Origin of the sequence: Arenibacter palladensis, from assembly GCF_900129275.1 — a bacterium.
Classification (GTDB): Bacteria; Bacteroidota; Bacteroidia; order Flavobacteriales; family Flavobacteriaceae; genus Arenibacter; species Arenibacter palladensis.
Genome location: NZ_FQUX01000002.1, coordinates 186864 through 210295, shown reverse-complemented (window position 1 = coordinate 210295; position 23432 = coordinate 186864). Strand labels below are relative to the sequence as shown.

Sequence of the window (23432 nt, the reverse complement as noted above, 5' to 3'; positions counted from 1 at the left end):
CTATCTTAATATTGAGGCTTCGCCAGTTTTGGTTATTTGGTTGTTATCTCTTGTGGTTCCTACAAATAGATATCTGAAGGAAGTGTTTTTGTATGGTTTTCCCGAACTGTAGTTTCCGTTCCAACCCCAGTTTGTAGGCATGCTCTCATAGTCATAGGCAACGCTGTACACCAAGGAGCCCCACATATCATAAATTTGAAAGGTAAACGAGGCCATACCGGTAAACTCGCCTTGGAAGTAATCGTTAATTCCATCGGCATTGGCAGAGAATACATTGGGGAACATTACGTCATAACCGTTACCCACCTGTACGTCCTGTTGAACTGTTTTACTACAACCTTCTGCGTTATATAAAGTTAGAGTGGTAGTAAAAATGCCAGGGTAACTGTAATTATGAGTGGTCATAATACCGTCTACCTCCGGATCCACATTTACTATTGGACTTCCATCTCCAAAATCCCATGAAGCGTTGCCATATCCTGCCTCACTGGTTATGCTGAAACGAATATCTTCCTTGGCCATTAAAAGGCCCGTAATTTCATATTCGTCCGAGCTATAGGTAAACGAAGGATCTGTTACCCCAGAACTTATAGGCATCGTAATTCCACATCCCTGATCATTTACTACATTAAGGGTGGCGTTGTCCAACGGATTTCCAATTTGAACGGAATACGTATTGGTTCCCGTTTTTACGGAAGGCACTAGGGCACCTTCATAATAAAAACTCAAATCTCCAGGTTGACTATTGAAAACCGATACGGAAATACTTCCGGGATTGCCCAAACAAAGTGATTGATCCAAAAATGGTCCGTCTATTAGTTGAAGCGATTCCGCCTTATTAATAGTAATGATCTCTTGGTAATAATATGCTGGATCTGAATTGGTACAACCATTTATGTTACTTGTAATGGTAAGCCTCAACCTTCCTTCTTCAAGTCCGCTCAATTGGGTTATGTTTTGACCGTAAGAAGTAAACACTGGATCTGGATTGTTTGCTGTACCCGCCGTTTCTTTTTCCCATCTAATACTGTATGGTCTAAGGCCTCCACTTACTGTAATGGAAATGGCTCCGTCGTTGGTAGCACCACAACTTACCGGAGTAATGGTTTTGTTAACAACAATTGGTTGATATGTGGTACTAAAGGTAAATTCAATTTCCTCCGAAGAACAGTCATTACTATCGGTTATGGTCAACCAATATGAGCCAGGAACCGCATCAAAACTAGTAATGTCCTGGGCCACAAAATTATTGGGACCTCTCCAATCATAAAAGTAGTATGGGTTGTTACTTCCGTCTACAAAAGGTTTCCCGCCAGTAATTAAATTGGTATTCATGCTAAATGCGAAATTGGATTCACATGGTGGAATGGTGTAAGCTTTCGCGCCGGTATAATCCATGGCCTCATAACTTTCCATAGTAAACGTTTGTACAACACATTGGTTGGCATCGGTTACCTCTATAACATGACTGTCATTGGAAAGCGAGCTTATTGTGGTTTGGGTATTGGTGAATATTACAGGAGTACCTCCATCCAAAGAATACTGGAAAGGCGACGTACCTCCCTGTACCCTAAAGGTAAAATCCCTTCCGGTATTGGCATCCACACAACTCGTATTTCCATTGGTTACCTCGGTAGCGCTAAATACGGTTGGAGCAGTAATGACAAATGTCTGTCTAACGGTACATGGAGTATTGGCATCACTATTGGTGTCAATGATCACTACCTCATAGCTACCTCCTCCCAAATTGGTAAGACTGGTGTTGTTGGTAGAATAACTGGTTCCATTTTTATACCAGTTTATTTGTAACTGACTGCTAGGATCAGAACTTATCTGTATGCTAATTTCTGCATTGGCATCACCTGCACATTGCAATTGCTGGTTGATAACCTGTACACTACTGATTTCCAATTGCGCTTTTGAAGCTACATTAGCAGTATATGTTGCTGAACAACCAAGTTGGTCCGTTACGGATAGTACATACACCCCAGGTGCCAAGTTGCTGATATTTTCTGTGGTAAAGTTGGCATTATTGGGGCCGGTCCAACTGAAGTTATAGGGAGGATATCCCCCAGTTACTGTTGTAGCTCCAATGTTTAAACTAATGCTGCCATCATTTTGGCCATAACAAGTGGCGTTTTCAACCACCACGGAAGCTTGATCAAATTGTAGCCCCATTGGCAAGGTTACGGATTGAGATTTCTGTATCCCACAAGAGGCATCCTGTACACTTATATTGTAAATAGCGCCACCGGTTAAATTGGTATAGGTAATATTTGGATTGTTGGAGGTCTGTACCAAAGTCGTGTTGTCAGGCCTTGTAAGCGTAAAGGTAAAAGGTGCTATTCCTCCTGTACTATAGGCGGTAATGGCCGTATTACAGGTATCCCCGATATTTAGGGTCAACACCTCGGGTTCCGATACTATAAACGGAGTCGACGTGGTTCCACAGAATTCGTTGTAAACCGTTAATTGGTAGGCTCCGGCAGTAAGATTGCTTATGCTTAAGGTAGAGGCCGTAAAGCTATTATCCCCTATTTTGGACCATACATAAGTATTTGCAACCGAATTTGGTTGTGTTATTACGTTGGATGAGCTCACATTGGCGTCGGATCCAGTACTAACATATGCCGTAAACCCAATACCTGCAACTTTAGCGGTCAAGGTAATTTCATTGAAATTGCTTGTGGCCACTACAGAGCTCAAATTAGGTCCGGTTGCCGTATTGATTTTCTGAACTAGTGCGGCAGCCACCTCATTATTATCCTGTGGCTGATTAATGCCGTTCAGGGTAACTTGGTGATCATAGATCTTCCCATCAATTAGAATACTATAGGTATTGCCAAAAGTTGGAGTGCCGAAAAGTGCAATAGTATTGATTTGCTTTTGCGCGGTATTACCTCCAGTGATTCTGGAGTTGGGGATTACAATACTACCATCATTTCCTCCATTACAGCTGACGTTGGTAATGTCATTGGCAATAATAGCATCATTATTTATGATGGCGTATGGAATTACGGTTACAATTTTTGGCGAAGTTTCATCCGCACAGGCTACGCCGTTCACCGTACTGGTAACCACTCTTTTAAAGTAGGTAGAGGCAGTAAGGGTACTTGGAGGGGTATAATTTGGCTGCGTGGCACCAGCAACGGCAGTATAAGTCTGATTGTCCGGGGAAGACCACCACTGATAGGTGAGTACACCTGCGCCTGTTGCGGATTCCTGTTCCACAATGGCCAAAGGCTGACTTCCCTGGCAAACCGATTGATTGTCCGTTATTTTACCGGCATAAACATGGTTAAGGGTAACTTTTATAGGGTTGGTCTCTACAACACAGGTTTGGTCCACCAAACTTGTTCTTGTAATAGTCCTCTTGTAATACATAGTAGAGGTTGGGACTGGCGGTGTATAAGAAGCAGAATGTACGGCCAGATCTGTCCATACGCTACCATTAGTGGAAGCATACCAGTCATAGGTCTGATCTACATAGGTGCTGCCACCGGTTACCGTCAAGGCGCCAGGTACAACCCCTTCACAGATGGTTTGGTCGTTGGTCAGTGTTCCTGGCAATAGTGGTTCTGTAACCTGAACTACTATAGTATTGCTATCTTCCGTACAAACAACACCGTTAAAAGTTGAGGAGGCTGTTCTTTTAAAATAGGTTGTTGGGTAGCTACCGGCAATGGGGTCATAGGTACTGTTAACAGCCCTGTTGATTATTCCCCAATTGGTGTTATCCGTTGAGGAATACCATTGATACTTCAATACTCCTTCGGCAGTTCCGTCTACGGTGTTCCCTAAAACGGAAGGATCATCCCCGTAACATATTTTTTGATCACCTGAAATAGTACCTCCGTCCACATCATTGACAAAAATTCCAATCACATTACTTGGAGTATAGGAAGGTTCACAGGCTATACCCTCCACTGTGGCCAAGTAATCCCTACGGTAATATTTATCTGCGGTCAATGGAGCGGCAGGAGTATAGGTTTCACTAGTTGCTCCTATTATTTGAGTAAATGTACTACCATCATTGGATTCGAACCACTTAAAAGTTAAATATGGAAGTCCTTCAATGGCGCTAGGGTTGCCCAAGGTTGGGGCCATGGTATTATAACAGAGGGTGATATTATTTCCAAGATTGTCCGCTTGGGGTACCAAAACCGTTACAGGGTTACTGTCCACTACACATTCCACCCCGGAAATATCCGTACTGGTGGTGGTTCTAATATAAGTGGTGGTACTGTTTACTATACTGGTTGGAGTATAGTTTATTCCGGTTGCATTAAGTATAGGAGTTCCATTGGCGTACCATTGATAAGTTAAAGTTGCCCCGGTTGAGGCTGTTAATTGCACAATTTCACTTGGAATGTCCCCCTTACAAATTACTTCCAAGTTGGTACTTGGAGATACACCATTAGGATTGGTAGTGCCGATAGTACCACCAGTGGCATTTCCTCCATTTATGATGGTCAGTACATTGCTGGTTACACTGCAGGAGAGACTATTTAAGGTAGAAGTAGTAATTCTTCTATAGTAGTTGTCCTGGGTTACGGCAGGAGGATCGTAAGTTGCCGAGGTAGCTCCTCCAATATCTGTATATGATATATTATCACTGGATATCTGCCATTGGTAGCTTACCGTTCCGGAGGCGATCAACGGAAAATTGGTGCTAAAAGCCTGTGGGTCTCCACCATTACACACTTCCGTAGTTCCGGTTGCCCCGGAAGAAAAAGTGATTCTATGGCTAGATGCATTGTCAAATTTATTTACGTAAACTATTACCGGAGTGGTTATGGCTTCACAAGTGACGCTTTGCAATGTTGAACTAGCCTTTCTTCTATAGTAGGTTTGTAAATCCCCGGTATTTGTAGGCGTGTACGTAGCTTGATTGGTATTGGCAATATCCGTCCAGTTGCTCCCATCTGGAGAACTCTGCCAGATATAGCTTATAGCGCCATTGGAACTTGCATCGGCCGAACTGGTAATGGGAGCCACAAGACTAGAGCCACAAACGGTCTGGGTTTGTGAAATAGTCCCTTCGTTTAAGGTTATTAGGGTGACCAAGGTTGGAAGGCTTGAAGCCTCACAAGTATTGCCATTGTTGGTATTGGTAACGTTTCTCCTAAAATAGGTCGATGTTGTCAATCCTGTAGAGAAATTTAATTCTTCACCAGTTTCCCCGCTCATTAAAGTGTAATTGACATTATCGGTGGACGAATACCACTGGAAATTAATCCCTGTACCTGCAGGCGTGCCGTTGGAAACTGTAATGGTTGATGGGGTATCACCTTCACAAATGGCTTGGTCCGCAGACCCTTCACCCCCGGAAATAGCACCAGCCACAATTATGGAGACTTCGTTGGTGTAACCAGTACATACCTTACCGTTTAAGGTGGTCGTATCCAGTCTTCTGTATTTGGTAGATGTTGCAAGTATACCAGGGGTATAGGTAGAACCAGTAGCGGAAGCTATCGGGCTCCAGCTTACCCCATTATCGGTCGAGGCTTCCCAAGCATATGTTAGGTTGCCGGCGGCGGTCGTATTTCCTATATTGATAATGGTGCTAGGAGCCTGTCCTGCACAAACATTTTGGTTGTTGCCAATTGTTCCCAAGTTAAGGCTGTTTACATAAACAGTGCTTACAGTAGAATTTTGAAAACATACTTTGGAGTTATTGGAAACTATGGTTTGTCTTCTATATCTTGTAGTAACAGCTGGTGCCCCGGCAAAATTATAAACTGCATTGGTTTCCCCGCTTATATTTGTAAAACTACCTGTGGTTGCCGATTGCCATTGGTAGCTAATGTTGGGACCTGCTGCTGTGGCATTGTTAATAGTTATTGCATTGGGTGTTTCCCCTGCACAAATAGTCTGGTCGGCACTGGCCGTTCCTCCGTTAATTTGACCAAGAACAGTGATTTCTATTTCATTGGTATAATCCGAACATGTATAACCGTTTAGGAGAATACTATCCTGTCTTCTAAAGGTAGTTGTCTGGGTAAGGACACTAGGCTGATAATCTGCGTTATTGGCTCCGGAAATTGCGGCCCACGAACTACCGTCAAATCGTTCCCATTGATATGAGATGGTACCCGTTCCCGTGGCATTGGTGTCCGATGTTATGGTGGCTGGAGCTTCATTGTAACAAACAGTTTCCGTACCTGTAATACTTCCTTCTGCAAAATTGGTATAGGTAATGGTAGCCACTGTACTAACTCCTTGGCAACTTGCCCCAGAAACCGTGGTAACCCTTCTAAATTGCTCTACTCCGGGATTTAGGTTGGCACTGGCGTTGTAGTTGCTCTGAGTGGCACCACTAATGTTTATCCAGTTACTGCCGTCGTATTTCTGCCATTGATAAGTTCCATTATTTTCGCCATTGTTGATCGTTAACAATTGCAATTCGCTTAAGGAACATATATTTTGATTGGCGGCGGTACCTCCCAATACGGCAGAATTCACAATTATGGAAACCGCAGGGGTTTCTTTATAACAACTAAACCCGTTTAACACGTTAGTGACCCTTCTTTTGAAAGAAGTGGTTTTGGATAAAGCACTTGGTTGATAAAAATTGTCAGTTGCTCCAGAAATTAGTTCCCAAGGGCCGGAATCATTTTTGTACCATTGATAAGTTGTGGTTCCTGAAGGCGTTACAGCCACATCGCCCGAAGTACTTAGCTGCTCGGGTATTTGGGTGGCACATACATTTTGGCCTGTCCCTTCGGTAATAGTTCCGGCATATATTTCGTTTACGGTAATGGTTGCAGTAGTACTGATCTGGGTACATGATTCCCCGTTCAGCATAAAGGTGGTTAACCGACGAAACCTACTTATCCCGTTTGGGAAAGAGGGTTTGTCCACTACCAGAATTTCGGTATTGGAATTGGCAATGGCTGTCCATGTTCCGTTAACGTCCTTTTCCCATGCAAAAGTTCTGCTCTGGGTTATATTGGAGCCTGTAATACTAATGTTCTGTACATCGTTCTTGGCACAGACCTGTTGGTTAACGCCTGTTCCTCCGGTTAGGGCAGTGAAAGAGACGTTGGCAAGGGTCTGATTGTCGGCAAGTCCGTTTATCTTATTGGCATTACCGCCCAATACATATCTTAGTAAACCATTTGTGGTTGTTGAACCGGGTATAAGTTGAATCCTTATATTTTCTATGGTAAATACATCCAAGGAACCTTGGGCGTTGGTCGTTATGGTTACAGCCAATCTTGAGGCGTTGCCAGGGTCCTGGGCAACGGAAGCACTGGTAATATCGGTTCCCGTTTCGGAGTAGGAAGTGGCCCTAATCTCAAAATTAGAGGGTGCCTGTATGTAGAAGGTAAAGGTACCCGATCCGAAATCCGTGGCCAATGTCTCGGACAGTACCAGGTTTCCAAGGTTTAGTTCAGTCTGCGGTAGATTGCTGCCACAGGAATTGAAATTGGTATTCTGCGCACTGGTAGAAACCTGAGCGATGCTATACCAAGCATTAAAACTAAACAACAAAATTAGCAGCAGTAGTTTTTTGGTCGATTTTATCATGATTTTGCCCCTTAATATTATAATACAAGTGAATTGATCCACTTTGTAGGAAAGACCCTATAACGAGACATTGCTTGGATATATTGCGGTTTTTTATACCCATTAATACCTATAACAATGGTTTTGTTGTGAAACTGCATTTTATTGTGGTGTACAGCAGGTTTGGACAATGAATGGTGTAGAAATTCAGCCCGGAAAAAGGGACTTATAAATGGGTTCTAAATACCCTTGTTGAGCGCGTGAAAAAACATGTCCATATAGGTATTTTATGGGATAGATTTTGAATTTCCTTATTAAAGATTCGTATTTTTACTATTCAAAACGGTAATAATGTTATCCAAAGGGGTCAACAATAAACATTATCTGTTATTCTTGGTCGTTGCATTGGCTATATTGCTCCCAGGTGTGGGTTCTTATGGATTTACGGAGACCAGTGAAGCCAGATACGCCGAAATCAGCAAGGAAATGCTAAGCACCCAGGACTTTATCAATCCAAAGCTCCTCGGCATTTTTCACTTTCATAAGCCACCCATAACCTACTATATCACCACTTTGGGCTACCGTATTTTCGGCATCAATGAGTTTGGCGCTAGGTTCTTTCTTCAAATTGCCATTGTGCTTCAAATGGCATTGGTCTTTGGTATGGTCCAGTTGCTTTATAATGACAGAAAAATAGCCATTACTTCCAGTCTTGTATATTTTGCTATGCCCCTAGTACTGATTTCTAGTCGTAACTTAACAACGGATGCCTATCTCACTACTTTTATTCTTGGGGCCATATATTGTTGGCAGTACTATACTACCAAGGGCAAAATTGTTGGTGTTTACTTATTTTATCTATTGGTGGCATTGGCCTTGCTTACCAAGGGACCCGTAGCACTTTTGTTTATTCTGACCTATATTATAATTTATAAGATAATTTTCAAGCGAAATTCAAAAATCAACATTCATCATGTCCTGGGATTTGGGTTATGTTTTTTTCTTGCTTCAAGCTGGTATATTTTGGTAGTAATCAACAATCCTGGCTTATGGGATTATTTCGTAACGGATCAACTTATATCACGGATAACATCGCATTCCTTTAATCGTTCAAAACCTTTTTGGTTTTATATTCCATTAATTATTGGTCTAACGCTTCCATGGTGGTGGATTATTTCCCGAAATTTTAAAAGAAAGGCCGGTATATTCCTAAATGTTGGAAGGGAAGACCGGTTATTGTTGATTTCAAGTGTTTTTCTGTTCTTGATTTTTTCGGTCTTCAAAACTAAAATGGTGCTGTATATTCTTCCCATGTTTTGGATGTTGGCCATATTGATTGCGGTACAATTGTATAAGGTCAACGTATCTATTCGCAATACCTTGAACCTGGCGTATGCAATTCTGATGGGTTGTTTGTTTTTGGGGATTCTTGGATTATGGTTTTGGAAACCGCAATTTATCCAGATTTCCAATGCAACTTTAATAATTGGTATTGTTTTCGTGATCCTTGTAGTATCCTTACTTTTTTACATTGATAATGATGTGCCGGAAAAACCGGCTATTATGGGAGCAAGTTTTGGTGCCGCCTTAATTTTACTGTCAACTTCGATAATGGCGCACAATGGAGCAACCTTCAACTCTACTAAGGAAATGATTGGCTTCATCAATAATGTTACCCCAACTAAGAATAAGACCATTGTAGTTTATGATTACCTTTTGTCCTCCATACCCATGTATTCAGGGGACAATCCTATCACTTTAAAATTAAGGAACAACACCACCGATCGGGAAGTGCAGTTTCAAAAGAATGAAGACTGGAAAGAAGAGCTATGGGATATCAATGATGATGTAATGGTTTCCCGCTTGGATTCGCTATCCTATAGTCCCAATACCTATCTAATTATTGATAAAAAAAGAGGTTTTAAGGCCGATTTAAAATATTTGGAACCTCATTTCAAAAACCGACGGGAATTTGTTAAATGGATGGTATTGTACAATAAATAGGGGTCTTCAAATTCCTGCCAAAATATCCATTCTTCCTAGATAACTTCTGAGGTTGTTAAGGCTTATCCGACCTTATTTTCCATGTCCTTAAACCATTTTCATTCTTTCCTAACTATCATCAGGTGAACATTTAATGCATCACAATATTTGTAGTTTCATTTTTTCAAAGCCCGATTTTGGGGCAGAACAAACCGGACAACAGTAATCCTCTGAAAGGTCCGTAAATGGGGTTCCGGCAGCTACCTGTGATTTTTCATCGCCGTAGGTTTCATCGTACACGGTAAAACAAGAACTGCATTGATATACTTCCTTCAAAATATCAACATTGGTATTCTTAGGGGGTTCCGGTTTGGGCATTGCCCTTCCCAATTGGTCAAAATAATGTTTACTCAATTCCATTAATAGGCCTGGCAACTCTATCTTATCCACATCTTGGGCGTATACCTTGTATTCTTGGGTATTGGGATCAAAATTTTTAAAATGCAAAACGTTGTAGGTTGGCCTTACTGCAAAATCCTTGACTATGGTGGGTGGGGTGTTCTTTTCAATTATCACCGAGGAAAAATGGGTACGCTTTCCGGTTTCATTACTTATGCCAAAGGTTAGCCCATAAGTGCTTATATCGTTCTGGTCAAAACTCAGGACCAAGAATTTTTTTAATTCCAATGCTTCCGAATCATCCACCGGGAGGTGCCAGTTCATTTCCAATTGGGAATGGCGTATATTGATTCCTTTCTGTCCTAGAAAACGTTCCAGTTCGGGCCTACTGGAGCTTTTTATTCCCTTTATGATGAAAGACTTCCATGGTGTTATACATATTTTTCCAATGCTATTGTCCAGACAAAAGCCACATAATTTTTTTAGAAAATCAAGATCATATCTATTGTTGCGCCAATAAAGTCCAAGCCAATATTGATCCAGACCCATCCTATTCATTCCTTCGTAATAGGGAAATTTAATGTAGGGAACCACCAGCTCCTTTTCTATGGTTCTGTTATTGGTGTCCAATTTTTTATTGAGAATAAAAAATAGTTCATCTATATCGGCAATGTCCTGGTAAATTTCCTCAATAGCCTTTGCCACAACATGGATGTCCCAACTATAAATTAAGACCGGGTAGTAAACCGATTTGGTCCAGTGCGGAAGTATTATGTTCAGGTACCAATAATCCTCACTTTCCGAAGCAATAAAGTTAAGGTTGCCATTAAAAATTGGGACTAAGCGCTGCTTGGGATCGGTGATGTTGATTTTTAGTTTGGGTAGGTAATCAAAACCTTCCAAAATGTAGAGATAGGTGGACCCCTTGAGCCAATTGGTCATATCAAAGATATCGGCGGATACGTAGGACGTTACGATATTTTGGTAACTTCTATCGCTAACGATATCGGTGTTGAATTTTGAGATTTGTTCCAATTGTTCCTCCTTGGCATTTTGCAAAGGGAACAATAGATCTTGGCGTGACCCAAAAAACACCTCTTTCAAGCCTCCTGCCTCCAACATGGCTATGATATCCTTTAATTCCCCAGGGGAGGTTACCCCTCCTTTGATCAATATTCGATGTAAATCATCATTCATAACGTTCTGTTTTAGGAAGCCACTGTTTGTAATTGTTTGCGCAAAATATCCTGTATTTCAGGTTTGCAACTTCCACAACCAAGCCCAGCTCCAGTTTCTGAGCATAGTTTTGAGAAGTCTTCACATCCGCCATTAATTGTTTCTATTAGATTGCCCTCGCCTACCTGACTGCACGAGCAAACCAATTTTCCTTTCAAAGGAACAGAGTTTGATTGCCCCCTAAGCAGCTCGTTGCGCTTTTCCGATAGTTCAATTTCCTCTTCTATTATTCTTTTAAATTCGGCAAACTCGTTCTTATCGCCCATTAGGATAGCACCTTTTAGGGTATCATCCTTTACGATACATTTTTTGTAGTATTTCTTGCTGACGTCCATAAGGATAATTTCCTCATAACTATTGTCATCCACGGGGGCATTCACCATACCCAGACTACAGAGGTCCAAGTTTTCGAACTTTAAAATGTTCATGAGGATAGACCCATTGTAGATACTGCTAAAATCGCCCAAAATATATTTTGCCGCGGTATCGGCCTGTTGCTCGGCGGCCGAAGTTATGCCAAACAGGGCATTTCTGAATTCTGCAATTTCACCAAGGGCAAAAATATTGGGATCACTGGTCTGCAAATATTCATTGACTACCACTCCCCTGCCAGTCTTTAGTTCGGAATGCTTTGCCAACTCAATATTCGGACGGGTACCAATGGCATAAACAATGGCATTACATTTTACCGTCCTTCCCGTTTTTAAGGTAATTGAAAGGGAGTTTTTGTCATCCCTTTCCTCAAATACGGTACTTACCTCATTATCAAAATAAACCTTAATTCCCCGATCATTGACATCCTCGGCCAAAAGTCGACTTGCAATTCTATCCAACTGCCTTTCCATTAATCTAGGGGCACGTTGAATGATACTGATATTGACATTTCTGTTCTTAAGGGCTGCCGCCAACTCCAATCCCAAAAGGCCTCCTCCAACAATAACTACATGTTGTTCTTCAGAGGGTAGGCCGGTGTCCTCTAAATATTTACGCAATTTATCGGCATCCCCACGCTCTCTCATTGTAAAACGGCCCGGCATGTTTATTTGTACTTCACTTGGTACAAAGGCCCTGCTCCCTGTGGCCATTACAAGTATATCGTAGGCATGTTCAAAACCATTGTCGTCCATGATGGTTTTATTTTTCCTATCTATTTGGGTTACCCCCAAGCCTGGATGTAGGGTGATATCCAATTTTTCGAGCTCCCCTTTTTTTAATTTTTCCAAGGCTTCCCATGAGAGTTCCTCACTTACATATTCGGGGAGTAACACCCTATTGTAGAAGGGGTCCTTTTCTTTGGAGAAAACATGAAGTTCATCGGTTTCATTCTTCTCTCTATAGGTCTGGATAAATCTATAAGCTGCTGCTCCGGCCCCGATAATCACAATTTTCTGTTTGGGTTTTACGTACTTTGCCACCTCTACCGCACAATATTTAAAATCGGGTTCCTTGGATACTGGATCAACCAAGTCATTCGTCAAATTATTGGCCCTTCCAAAATCATTATTGAGCACCTTGCCCCAATGCATAGGAAGGAAGACCACTTTTTCCCGTATGTCAAAATTCACCTTCACTTTTACGCGGACCGTTCCTCTTCTACTTTTTACCACTGCAATATCCCCATCCTTTATTTTTCGCAAATAGGCATCCACTTTGTTCATTTCCAAATATGGATCCGGAATATGGGTAAGCAGGCGCTTAACCTTTCCAGTTTTGGTTCGGGTATGCCATTGGTCCCTTACCCTTCCTGTATTTAGAATTAAGGGATACTCGGGATTTGTTAATTCCGATTTATTGTAGAGTGTATAGGGCGCATTGAAGTGCGATTTCTTATCGTTGGTAAAGAATTGATAGTCCGTAAACAGTCTTGGGGTGCCTTTATGGGTGGCATGGGGTACAGGCCACTGAAAGCTTCCTTCGTTCTTTAGTCGCTCATAGGACAATCCGGATATATCTATTTCGGTTCCCTTTGTTAAAAGGCAATGTTCGTCATATACCTCACTGGCATTTTTATAGTCAAATCCATGATAGCCCATTTTTTGCGCGAACTTCCATAAAATTTCAGCGTCCGGTAAAGCCTCTCCCGGCGCATCAATCACTTTGGGAAGATAACTTATCCGCCTTTCTGAATTGGTCATCGTCCCTTCCTTTTCCAACCAGCCTGCAGCAGGTAATAGCAGGTCAGCATATTTGGTGGTTTCGGAATTATGGGAAATATCCTGAACCACCACAAAATTGGCATTTTTTAATGCCTTTTCCGCCTTGTGAACATTGGGCATACTCACAATTGGGTTGGTACAGATAATCCACACCGCCTTCATTTTGCCACTTTCCAATGCGTCGAACATTTCTGTGGCGGTATAACCCGGTTCGGATTTAATTTCTTTTCCTCCCCAAAAATCCGATACTTCCTTGCGGTGTTTGGGATTGCCCAATTCCCTATGGGCAGCCAGTAAACTGGCCATTCCACCTACTTCCCTGCCCCCCATAGCGTTGGGCTGTCCGGTAAGTGAAAATGGTCCGGCACCAGGTTTCCCTATTTGTCCGGTTAGGAGTGACAGATTCATTAATGCCACATTTTTGGAAACACCAATGACACTTTGGTTTAGCCCCATGGTCCACATACTAATAAAAGCATTGGCATTGCCTATATACATGGCTGCTTTCTTGATATCCTCTATAGGAATTCCGCAAAGCTCAGCGGCCTTTTTCATGGAAAGTTGAAAGGCACTCTCTTTAACCGCATCAAAATTTACGGTATGCTTTTTAATGAAGTTTTTGTCTATTTTTTTCTTTTCAATCAACCAGCGGGCCATGGCATTGAATAGAATAACATCCGTCCCGGGTAATATTTGCAAATGAAGATCGGCCGCAGCGCAGGTCTGGGTTTTCCTGGGGTCTACTACTATTATTTTTACATTCGGATTGTTTTCCTTGTGATTTTCTATTCTTCTAAAGAGAATGGGGTGGCACCAAGCAGGATTTGCCCCTGCGATAAGAAAACAATCGGATAACTCAATGTCATCATAGGAAATAGGCACAGAATCCTCCCCCAGCATTTTTTTATAACCCACCACGGCAGAACTCATACAGAGCCTGGAATTGGTATCAATATTATTGGTGCCTATAAATCCTTTGGTCAATTTATTTACCAAATAATATTCTTCTGTAAGACACTGGCCAGAAACATAAAACCCTACACTATCCGGACCGTGTTTTTCAATAATGCTTCTGAAAACGGCAGCGGCCCTATCAAAGGCCGTATCCCAGGAAACCCTTTGTAAAGGATGATTTCTGCTCCATCTCATTTCTGGATATAAAATCCGGTCACTGGTATCTTGGGCCACATAGTTCAGGTTCTTTCCTTTGGAACAAAGCATGCCTTTGTTTACGGGATAGTCTTGATCTCCTTCAACACTAATATTGCCCTTGGAGTCCTGTTCCACTACAATTCCACATCCAACCCCACAGTAGGAGCAAATAGTTTTATGTTCGTTCTTTTTCTGCATAAAATCCTTGAATTAAAAGAAACCAATTAAATATGATCTAAAATTATCAAATTAAGTATAAATACGTAGTATTTTATTGATAATAGTTAGGCAGAATATTGACGAAAAGACAATAAAATTGCTCTTTCGTTGGCTATTACAGAATGTGTCATGTCTTAAAAAACGATAAACAGCTGTAAATCAACTAAAAAAAAGAGTTATTATGGATTAAATTAGTTTATATTCCTGTGCCTTTCGGGCTAGGTCCATAAGATTATTAACGCCCATTTTTCGCATTAGATTGAAGCGATGTGTTTCAATGGTTCGTTTGCTTTTTTGAAGTTTTTCAGAAATTTGTTTGTTGGTAAGCCCTGAAAGGACGAGTTCCAGAATTTGTAGTTCCTTGCTAGTAATGCCAAAAGAGTTACTTCCATTTTTTGTTTTTGGCTTACTTTCCTGCTTTGTTTGTCCTTGACTCAACAGATTGTTTACCAAAACATTGGAAATGTCACCGCTAAAATATTTTCCACCTTGTTCAACCGTGGAAATGGCCTTAAGAAATTCGCTTTTCCCAGTGTCCTTAAGGAGGTATCCGCTGGCACCGGCATTTACCGATTTCAGGATGTATTCCTCGGAATCGTGCATGGAGAGTATAATACATTTGGTAGGCGAAGAATGTTTCTTGAGTTCCTCTACGGCCTCAATGCCATTCATTTCCGGCATTCGGATATCAATAATCAACAGGTCGGGTTTTTTGTCCAATACCATTTGAACCGCCTCCTTGCCATTGGAGACCTCGCCGATTACCATGTAATTATCATCTTCTTCCAATAAGGCTCTAATACCATCCCTTACAAGGGAATGGTCATCGGCCAATACAATACGCGTTGTTTTATCCACAATAGTCTATTCTTTCCCAACAAATATAGGATAAAATTAAAACTAAGTATTCATACGGTAAAAATAGATACTGTATTTTTGATTATTGGCCTTATGTGCAAGGGCGCAATGACTATGGTTTTGGTACGGAACGGGGTTTTATGCACAAGGTTTTTGAAGATATTTGCTAGGTACGGGGTTAAAACCAATTACCTCAGTAAAAGCGCCCTAGCATTCAAATCTCATTTATTGAGTAAAAAGCCCCGACAAATGCGGGGCTTTGATGATAATTGGATTATTTGGTGGTGTTCAGAAATTTTGGTTTTATGACCAACATGGCCCATGCCCAGTTTTGACTACTGGCAGACGCATCCTCGGAGATGCCTTTTAATTCGTACATGCCATCATTGGCAAACATTTGGGAATAGCCCAGCTGTAGGGAATAGCCATTAAACGCCTGCGAAAATACGAGATCCAATTCTGTCCCTAGCGATTTTTCCCCGCTGGGCAATGCTTGTTCCCCTCTAAAGTTCAATGCTTTTACCAAGAGGCTGGATTTTTCACCAAGTTTAAAATTGGCACTCACATGAACATCCAATAGGCCTACTGAATTGGCATGATTGCCTACGTAGAAATAATCCATAAATCCATTGAATTTATGATTGGTACCATAAAGGGGGAAAAAGGCCTCTGTTTTATCGCTGGTACTGGTATCATTACCACTAATGATTTCCACACCCGCACCAAGACTTACTTTGGCTGTGGCATTATAGTTCAAATCCAGTCCCAACAGATAAGCTCCTCCTACATCGAGGGCACCTTGTCTTTCCCCTGTTTGAAGAAAAGCGTTCAAAGCGGCTCCAAAACTTCCTTTTTTATAGTCCAAATGTGTCCCAAAGGTTTGTAGATTGCTTATACCGTCGGGTGTGGTCCCATCGGTTTCAAAGTTTTGGAAACCATTGTTCAAAAGCAAAAGGCTTCCGTTTAAGTTTTTCCAATTTTCCTTTAAATAAAGGTATTGCATGGTTTTGTAGGAGAAGAAGCCTGTAGTGTTATAAGCATTACCTACCGATTGAAAACCACTGGGATTGTCATAATCCTGGCTGTAAGCCAATCCAAGATCCATTTGGAATTTCTCTTTGGCGTATTTTAAAATGGCGGCGTCATGATTACGTGCCTGTTGTGTCCATCCAACACTGCCCATTATACGTTGGTCGTCGTAATCCAAGGTCTGTCTTCCCAATTTGGCAGAAAAACCACTACCAAGATTTATATCGGCCCAAGCCTCAAAGACAGCAAATGAATTATTTTCGTCATCAGGTAGAAGCTGTCTGTTTTCTCCCCAAACCATAACGTCTTGAAGGCTTACATAAAATTGATAGGCATCTATGGTGTATCCTGCATTTAGCCGCAAACGGGTGGAAACGCCAAAACCGGCATCTGCATCATCGGCGATTAGACTACCAAAACCGTGACGCAGTTCGGTACGAGGTCTAAATTCTCCATCCAATGTAAATTGTGCATAGGCCATTGATCCATAAAAGGCGATTATGGTAAATAAAAGAGATATTCTTTTCATCTTTTGATAGGTATTTATTTTTTAGTAGTCTAAGCCGTAAATATAGGGAGTAATTTACCATTAATCCCTCCGGTTCATGGGAGGAATTAATGTGGCTTACTTCATATTTGGTTTGGAATTACGGAATGAAATAATAGCTATTATCCATTCCGTATTCCGTATTGATTTTTAGTGTTTGGGTTTGGGTAAAAGTGTTACAAGGAGCAAATTTGTTTACTTCCCATTTATTTATCTACTCCTGACAGCAAAAGTTCGGCCTTGGTTTCCTCAACAACAGCTTTTTCCTCGGCAGTTGCGAACCTAATGGCCAATGATAGTATGGCAGCACTTACTATAAATCCTCCGATAACAAAAAATCCACTGGAAACCGCAGAAGCCGCAGCGGTAGTCTGGGCAGCCTTTACGGCCTGTTCACCCAATTCGCTATTGGCCGCAATGGCAGCACTTTCGGCCACGGCCGATTTGGATTTTAATAACATGGCGGCCAAGAATGCCCCCACGTTTCCTCCAGCCCCAACTATTCCGGAAATAGATCCTATGGCTTTCTTATTAATAAACGGCACCACTGAGAAAGTGGCTCCTTCTGCCATTTGTACGGTAAGGCTAAAAGCAATCAAAAATATCATACCAAATACCAAACTAGTGGTCACTGAAAAGATGGAAAGCATTAGTCCTTCCGTTGCCAAGATCAGGGCAAGAAAAATTACCCTGCCGCGCAAGCCACGAAACTTACCGAACAGGTCTCCGAAATAGCCACCCAATGTCCTTGCAAAAATATTCATAAGGGCAAACGACAATACCAAATTGCCCGCGGTAGATCGATCCAGGCCAAATCTATTCTGAAGATAATCGTCCATAGTACCATAAACCGTTAGTTCTATTCCAAAACAGGCTGCATAAACCAAGAACAATATCCAGACCCTATAATCCTTTAATGTACTCAAAAAGGATACTTCATCTTTCTTTAAATTCGGCATTTTGCCTGCTAACTTCAGTTCGTTAAAATTACCTTCAGGGGTATCCTTGGTAAAGAAATAATATATAAGTCCCATAGAGAAGCAAATTACCCCCGCAATTACCATGGAATATCTCCAGGCTACTTCATCGGCAATTCCAAAACTAACAACTCCGGCTGCGATCAATGGCATTCCCAAGCGGTTGGCCCCTCCTCCCAGGTTTCCCCAACCTGCAGATGTAGCGTTGGCCGTACCTACTATATTAGGCGCAAACATTATGGAGGTATGGAATTGGGTTATTACGAACGATGCGCCTATAAAACCAATAAACAATCTACATATCAGAAATTGAAGCGGTGTTTGTACAAAACCTAGAAGTATAACGGGAATGGCCCCTAGAATCAATAAATAAGTATAACATAATCTGGGTCCGTACTTGTCACATAACTTACCAATTAGCAATCTGGCAAATACTGTTCCGGAAACCGCCAAAATGATGGAGTTCCACTTTTGGGTGGGAGTCAATCCCAAGTCCTTGACAACATCGGGCATAAAAGGAACGATACCGAACCATGCAAAGAAACAAATGAAAAAGGCAATGGAGGTAATCCAAAAGGTACGTATTGGTACACTCCTCAAGTTTAAAAGTTCTAATTTCGTAGCTTTAGCAGAGACAAATTCTTTCATAACTGAATTGTTTATAGGATTAGTTATTTCGTTTAACAATTCAAAAATACGTATTTCTACGTATTATTACTTATAATTATTACGTAATACTGAAAATAAGTAGTGTTTTTATGAAGGTGGGAAAATATGAAGCCTGCGATTATGAAATTACAATTATAGACCTGCTCCTATTGCAATATTGAAAATGTTTGGTTTAGTTTGGTTGTTTAATAGTTAAGTGCCCTTTGGATTTCCTCTTCAAAAAAGGACGGATGCTCTGTTACTACTTCCCCGACCACTATTATTCCTGGTTGTGTAATATCTATTTGGTCTACAAGTGACCTTGCGTCTTTAAGAAGTCCTGTTATACAGGATTCATTCTCTATAGTTCCATTCTGTATAATTGCAAATGGGGTTAGTCCATTTCTATGTTGAACAATTTTATCCGCGATTTCCAAAAATCTACGTACCCCCATTAATATGACCATTGTGGCAGATGACTTGGCTGCCAGTTCCAGATCTTCAGAAAAGGAACCATCGCGTTTAGTGGCCGTCATTACCCAAAAGCTGCTGCTTATTCCCCGTCTGGTTACCGGAATTCCCTGACTGGCCGGGACAGCTATCGCGCTGGTTACCCCTGGTACAACAGTAACCGGTATTCCGAAGGATTCCACGTATTCCAATTCTTCACTGGCTCTACCGAATACAAATGGATCTCCTCCCTTTAATCGCACTACATGACCATATTTAAAAGCATTTTCCACTATTAATTTATTAATTTCTTCCTGGGTAAGGGAATGCTCCCCACATCTCTTGCCCACATAGATTTTCGGAATGTTGGGATTTAGATCCTTGAGCAAATCCGTACTTACCAAAGCATCATATAAAATGATATCGGCATCTTCCAATGTTCTGTATCCTCTAAGGGTTATAAGGTCGCTACTTCCTGGGCCGGCACCGACTAAACTAACTTTCGGGTCTTTGGATATACTCATGATTTCTGCTTTTAAAGGTGTGCAATTAAGAATTTCGCAACAAAATTACGTATTTATTTTCATAAAAACACAAATTTATTACGTAATTATACGTAATATTGCTACGTAACATTTAATAGTATACGTATGAAGACCGTAATTGTAGTTGGAAATGGAATGGTTGGATACAAATTCTGTGAGAAATTTGTCGCCAAAGTAGACCAAGGCTCCTTTAAACTAATTGTTTTCGGAGAAGAACCAAGAGTTGCCTATGATAGGGTGCATTTAAGCGAGTATTTTGAAAATGGTGATGCAGAACGTTTATCCATGGCTCCAAGGGAATGGTATCGGGAAAATAACATTGAACTGTATACCAATGAGAGGGTAACGGATATTCATAGAAACTCAAAAACTATAACCACTCTTAGTGAAAAGACCTATAATTATGACTATTTGGTATTGGCAACGGGCTCTAGTCCGTTCGTACCACAAATAAATGGAGTAGATAAGGAAGGCGTGTTTGTATATAGGACCATAGAGGACTTGGAAGATACGTTGGCCTATGCGGACAAAATAAAGAAAACAGTTCAAAAACCAAAAGCTGCCATATTGGGGGGTGGACTATTGGGTCTGGAAGCGGCCAAGGCCGTTATGGATATGGGAATGGAGCCTCACGTGGTAGAGTTTGCCCCTAAATTAATGCCCAGACAGTTGGACACTAGAAGTAGCAAGGTGCTTCAGGTGAAATTGGAATCTATGGGGATCAATATTCATTTAAGTAAAGCTACAAATCAGATACTAGGCAATGGCCATGTAATAGGGATGGAATTTGGCGAAGATGACGTCCTAAATGTGGACATGTTGGTTATATCCGCAGGAATAAGACCAAGGGACGAATTAGGTAAAAGTTGCGGACTTAAAATGGGCACCAGAGGAGGCATAGTAGTGGATAATACAATGAGAACCTCAGATCAAAGTATTTTTGCCATTGGTGAAATTGCCCTTTACAACCAAATGATCTATGGTCTAGTTGCCCCTGGATATGAAATGGCAGGTGTAGCCGTAGACCAGATTCTAGGTATAGAGGAGACTGTCATGGCAGCGGAGATAGATATGTCTACCAAACTTAAATTGATAGGTGTGGACGTAGCGAGTTTTGGAACTCCGTTTATGCCCGCCGAAAAAGGCCACTCCATTATTTTTGAAAACAAAACGGAGAGTCTTTATAAAAGAATTAATGTAAGCCATGACGGTAAAAGGCTACTGGGGGGAATCCTGGTAGGAGATGCCAAAGATTACAACATGCTCTTGCAGATGTATCTCAATGAAATGCCCTTGCCCAAAAATCCTGAAAATCTAATTTTGGGAAGTCGTGGTGGAGAGGATGTGTCATTCGGCAGTGCCATGGACCTGCCGGATACCGCTGTAGTGTGTTCCTGTGAAGCGGTCACGAAAGGACAAATATGTTGCTCGGTCAAGGATGATGGCAACGATAGTGTTAAGGCAATTTCCAAAGCCACCAAGGCTACCACAGGATGTGGTGGGTGCAAACCAATGGTTGAAGACCTAGTAAAGGAAACGCTTAAATCTCTAGGAAAAGTAGTCAAGGAATCCATTTGCGAACATTTTGAATATTCCAGACAGGAACTTTATGATATTGTAAAACTTAGGAAAATTGAGGACTATGATTCTCTGTTGGACGAGGTAGGAAAAGGACATGGGTGTGAAGTTTGCAAGCCTGCAGTGGCTTCCATTTTCGCCAGTATTTACAACGAAACGGCCAATAGGCAAGCAACCATACAGGATACCAATGATAGATATTTGGCCAATATTCAAAGGAACGGGACCTACTCGGTCGTTCCAAGGGTAGCAGCTGGAGAAATTACCCCAAAGCAGCTTTTGGCCATTGGTAGAATAGCACAAAAATATGATCTGTACACTAAAATTACAGGTGGTCAGCGGATAGACATGTTTGGGGCGCAATTGCATGAATTACCACTGATATGGGAAGAATTGATCGCAGAAGGATTTGAAACGGGACAGGCCTATGGTAAATCGCTGCGTACGGTTAAAAGCTGTGTAGGTTCTACTTGGTGTCGATACGGGATGGATGAAAGTGTAACTTTTGCCATCGATATAGAGAACCGCTATAAGGGCATACGTTCCCCACATAAAATTAAGGGAGGTGTTTCTGGATGTATCAGGGAATGTGCTGAGGCCAGAAATAAGGATTTTGGTTTTATAGCCGTTGAAGGTGGATGGAACGTTTATATCTGTGGAAATGGTGGGGCTAACCCACAACATGCCCAATTGCTAGCTGAAAAGGTGGACAAGATAACAGCTACCAAATATGTAGACCGATTTTTAATGTACTACATACAAACCGCTCCTCCCCTAACCCGTACAGCCGCTTGGTTGGATAAATTAGAAGGCGGTATAGATTATGTGAAAGATGTTGTTATAAATGATTGTCTAGGTATTGCGGAACAGTTGGACAGCGAAATGCAATACTTGGTAGATACTTACAAGTGCGAATGGAAAGAGGCGGTAGAAAATCCGGAAATAAGATCAAGGTACACTCATTTTGTAAATGCCGAAGAAACCGATGACAACATTGAGTTTGTTTCCTTAAGGGAACAAAAAATGCCCAAAGCATGGGTTTAACTATTATGTTGGGACTTTATGATCCTGACCAAGTATAATATATGTTCAACAAATGGTCAAACAGCATTACGACCTTTAAAAATATAGACAGATGATTTCAATTTTAAACACTTACGAAGCAGTGGAGCCAGAAAAAGTGAGTCTTTGGTTTAAGGCTGCCCCGGTAGAAAAATTTCCCAAAAATGGTGGCGCCTGTGTTAAATATAAGGGAATGCAAATTGCGGTTTTTAACTTCACAAGGGAAGGCACCTGGTATGCCTGCCAGAATTTATGCCCCCATAAAATGGAAATGGTGCTTTCCAGGGGAATGATAGGGGAAGATCAAGGAGAACCTAAGGTTGCCTGTCCGCTGCATAAAAATTCTTTTTCCTTAAAAACGGGAAAGCATCTCAATGGGGATTTGAGCAGCATAGCAACATATCCGGTTAAAATAGAGGACGACTTTGTTTATATTGGTTTTTCTGAATAGCTTTGGGAAAAACCAAAGATAAATATGGCCTCAGATAAATTAAAAAGAGCCTTCCCGTTATTTGACGAAGCAAATGCGAATGATCCCAATATAGAAGTTTGGCAGGGAAAGGAGTATCCCAAGGAACTGTTGTACGCCATGAGAATGACAGAAAAGTTGAATGCATTTGATCCCGAGGCTCCAGAATCCTTACAGCTTACAGCAAGGTGTCAGCATATTTGTAGGTGGGAAATTCCTAGGGAGTCCTATGAAATGAACAGGACAGGCTATTTAAAATGGAGGAAGGATCTTAAAAAATTTCATGCAAAAAAGGCTAGTGCCATTCTCAGGGAAGTGGGTTATGATCAAGAAATGATAGATATGGTAGCCTTTTTGTTGGAAAAGAAACAACTTAAAAAAAAGGCGGAGACACAGACCTTGGAAGATGTAATTTGCCTCGTATTCCTCGAATTTTATTTTGAACCATTTTCGCATAAATATCCTGAAGAAAAATTAATTGATATCCTGCAAAAAACTTGGCGTAAAATGTCCAAGAAAGGTCATGATGCAGCGTTAAAACTACCCTTGTCAAAGGATTCCCTGGAGTTGATAGGCAAAGCACTAGAGGCATAGGGTCTTATTTTAAGCAAC

11 protein-coding genes are annotated in these 23432 nt (G+C 41.3%); 4 read left to right on the top strand and 7 right to left on the bottom strand.

Annotation, left to right across the window (positions count from 1 at the left end; all coding sequences use genetic code 11):
* A complete protein-coding gene (locus BUA60_RS06890) occupies positions 1-7533 on the bottom strand; it encodes a T9SS type B sorting domain-containing protein (protein WP_072861035.1) in 7533 nt (2510 codons plus the stop codon).
* A gap of 330 nt (positions 7534-7863) precedes the next feature.
* Here BUA60_RS06890 and BUA60_RS06885 point away from each other — a divergent pair, with 330 nt between their 5' ends.
* Positions 7864-9516: an ArnT family glycosyltransferase gene (locus BUA60_RS06885; protein WP_072861034.1), complete on the top strand. Its 1653-nt coding sequence runs from the start codon at positions 7864-7866 to the stop codon at positions 9514-9516.
* Positions 9517-9654: 138 nt separating this feature from the next.
* On the opposite strand, the gene BUA60_RS06880 is transcribed toward BUA60_RS06885, so the two are convergent.
* The 6 genes from BUA60_RS06880 to cobA all read right to left on the bottom strand — a co-directional run bounded on the left by BUA60_RS06880 (position 9655) and on the right by cobA (position 19690).
* On the bottom strand, positions 9655-11091 hold the full coding sequence (locus BUA60_RS06880) for a rubredoxin (protein ID WP_072861033.1): 1437 nt from the start codon (positions 11089-11091) through the stop codon (positions 9655-9657).
* 11 nt (positions 11092-11102) lie between these two features.
* Positions 11103-14636: a nitrate reductase gene (locus BUA60_RS06875; protein WP_072861032.1), complete on the bottom strand. Its 3534-nt coding sequence runs from the start codon at positions 14634-14636 to the stop codon at positions 11103-11105.
* A 207-nt stretch (positions 14637-14843) separates the two neighbouring features.
* Complete coding sequence (locus BUA60_RS06870) at positions 14844-15515, bottom strand: response regulator transcription factor (protein WP_072861031.1); 672 nt, start codon at positions 15513-15515, stop codon at positions 14844-14846.
* A gap of 274 nt (positions 15516-15789) precedes the next feature.
* Positions 15790-17073, bottom strand: a complete 1284-nt coding sequence (locus BUA60_RS06865; RefSeq protein WP_072861030.1) for an alginate export family protein — start codon at positions 17071-17073, stop codon at positions 15790-15792.
* A 224-nt stretch (positions 17074-17297) separates the two neighbouring features.
* A complete protein-coding gene (locus BUA60_RS06860) occupies positions 17298-18716 on the bottom strand; it encodes an MFS transporter (RefSeq protein ID WP_072861029.1) in 1419 nt (472 codons plus the stop codon).
* A 206-nt stretch (positions 18717-18922) separates the two neighbouring features.
* The gene (gene cobA / locus BUA60_RS06855; RefSeq protein WP_072861028.1) at positions 18923-19690 is read right to left on the bottom strand and encodes a uroporphyrinogen-III C-methyltransferase; all 768 of its coding nucleotides are present in this window, start codon (positions 19688-19690) and stop codon (positions 18923-18925) included.
* Positions 19691-19816: 126 nt separating this feature from the next.
* Between cobA and nirB the strand changes: the two genes are divergently transcribed.
* The 3 genes from nirB (at position 19817) to BUA60_RS06840 (ending at position 23414) form a co-directional block, all read left to right on the top strand.
* A complete protein-coding gene (gene nirB, locus BUA60_RS06850; protein ID WP_072861027.1) occupies positions 19817-22333 on the top strand; it encodes a nitrite reductase large subunit NirB in 2517 nt (838 codons plus the stop codon).
* A 91-nt stretch (positions 22334-22424) separates the two neighbouring features.
* Entirely contained in the window at positions 22425-22802 is a 378-nt protein-coding gene (gene nirD / locus BUA60_RS06845) for a nitrite reductase small subunit NirD (RefSeq protein WP_072861026.1), read from the top strand.
* A 24-nt stretch (positions 22803-22826) separates the two neighbouring features.
* Positions 22827-23414, top strand: a complete 588-nt coding sequence (locus BUA60_RS06840; RefSeq protein WP_072861025.1) for a DUF4202 domain-containing protein — start codon at positions 22827-22829, stop codon at positions 23412-23414.
* Positions 23415-23432: the final 18 nt, after the last annotated feature.

What these genes read in the sequence shown, in the direction of transcription:
- BUA60_RS06865 (WP_072861030.1), bottom strand. Translation starts at nt 17,073, where the DNA reads ATGAAAAGAATATCTCTTTTATTTACCATAATCGCCTTTTATGGATCA.
- BUA60_RS06890 (WP_072861035.1), bottom strand. Translation starts at nt 7,533, where the DNA reads ATGATAAAATCGACCAAAAAACTACTGCTGCTAATTTTGTTGTTTAGT.
- cobA (WP_072861028.1), bottom strand. Translation starts at nt 19,690, where the DNA reads ATGAGTATATCCAAAGACCCGAAAGTTAGTTTAGTCGGTGCCGGCCCA.
- BUA60_RS06875 (WP_072861032.1), bottom strand. Translation starts at nt 14,636, where the DNA reads ATGCAGAAAAAGAACGAACATAAAACTATTTGCTCCTACTGTGGGGTT.
- nirB (WP_072861027.1), top strand. Translation starts at nt 19,817, where the DNA reads ATGAAGACCGTAATTGTAGTTGGAAATGGAATGGTTGGATACAAATTC.
- BUA60_RS06885 (WP_072861034.1), top strand. Translation starts at nt 7,864, where the DNA reads ATGTTATCCAAAGGGGTCAACAATAAACATTATCTGTTATTCTTGGTC.
- BUA60_RS06880 (WP_072861033.1), bottom strand. Translation starts at nt 11,091, where the DNA reads ATGAATGATGATTTACATCGAATATTGATCAAAGGAGGGGTAACCTCC.
- BUA60_RS06840 (WP_072861025.1), top strand. Translation starts at nt 22,827, where the DNA reads ATGGCCTCAGATAAATTAAAAAGAGCCTTCCCGTTATTTGACGAAGCA.
- nirD (WP_072861026.1), top strand. Translation starts at nt 22,425, where the DNA reads ATGATTTCAATTTTAAACACTTACGAAGCAGTGGAGCCAGAAAAAGTG.
- BUA60_RS06860 (WP_072861029.1), bottom strand. Translation starts at nt 18,716, where the DNA reads ATGAAAGAATTTGTCTCTGCTAAAGCTACGAAATTAGAACTTTTAAAC.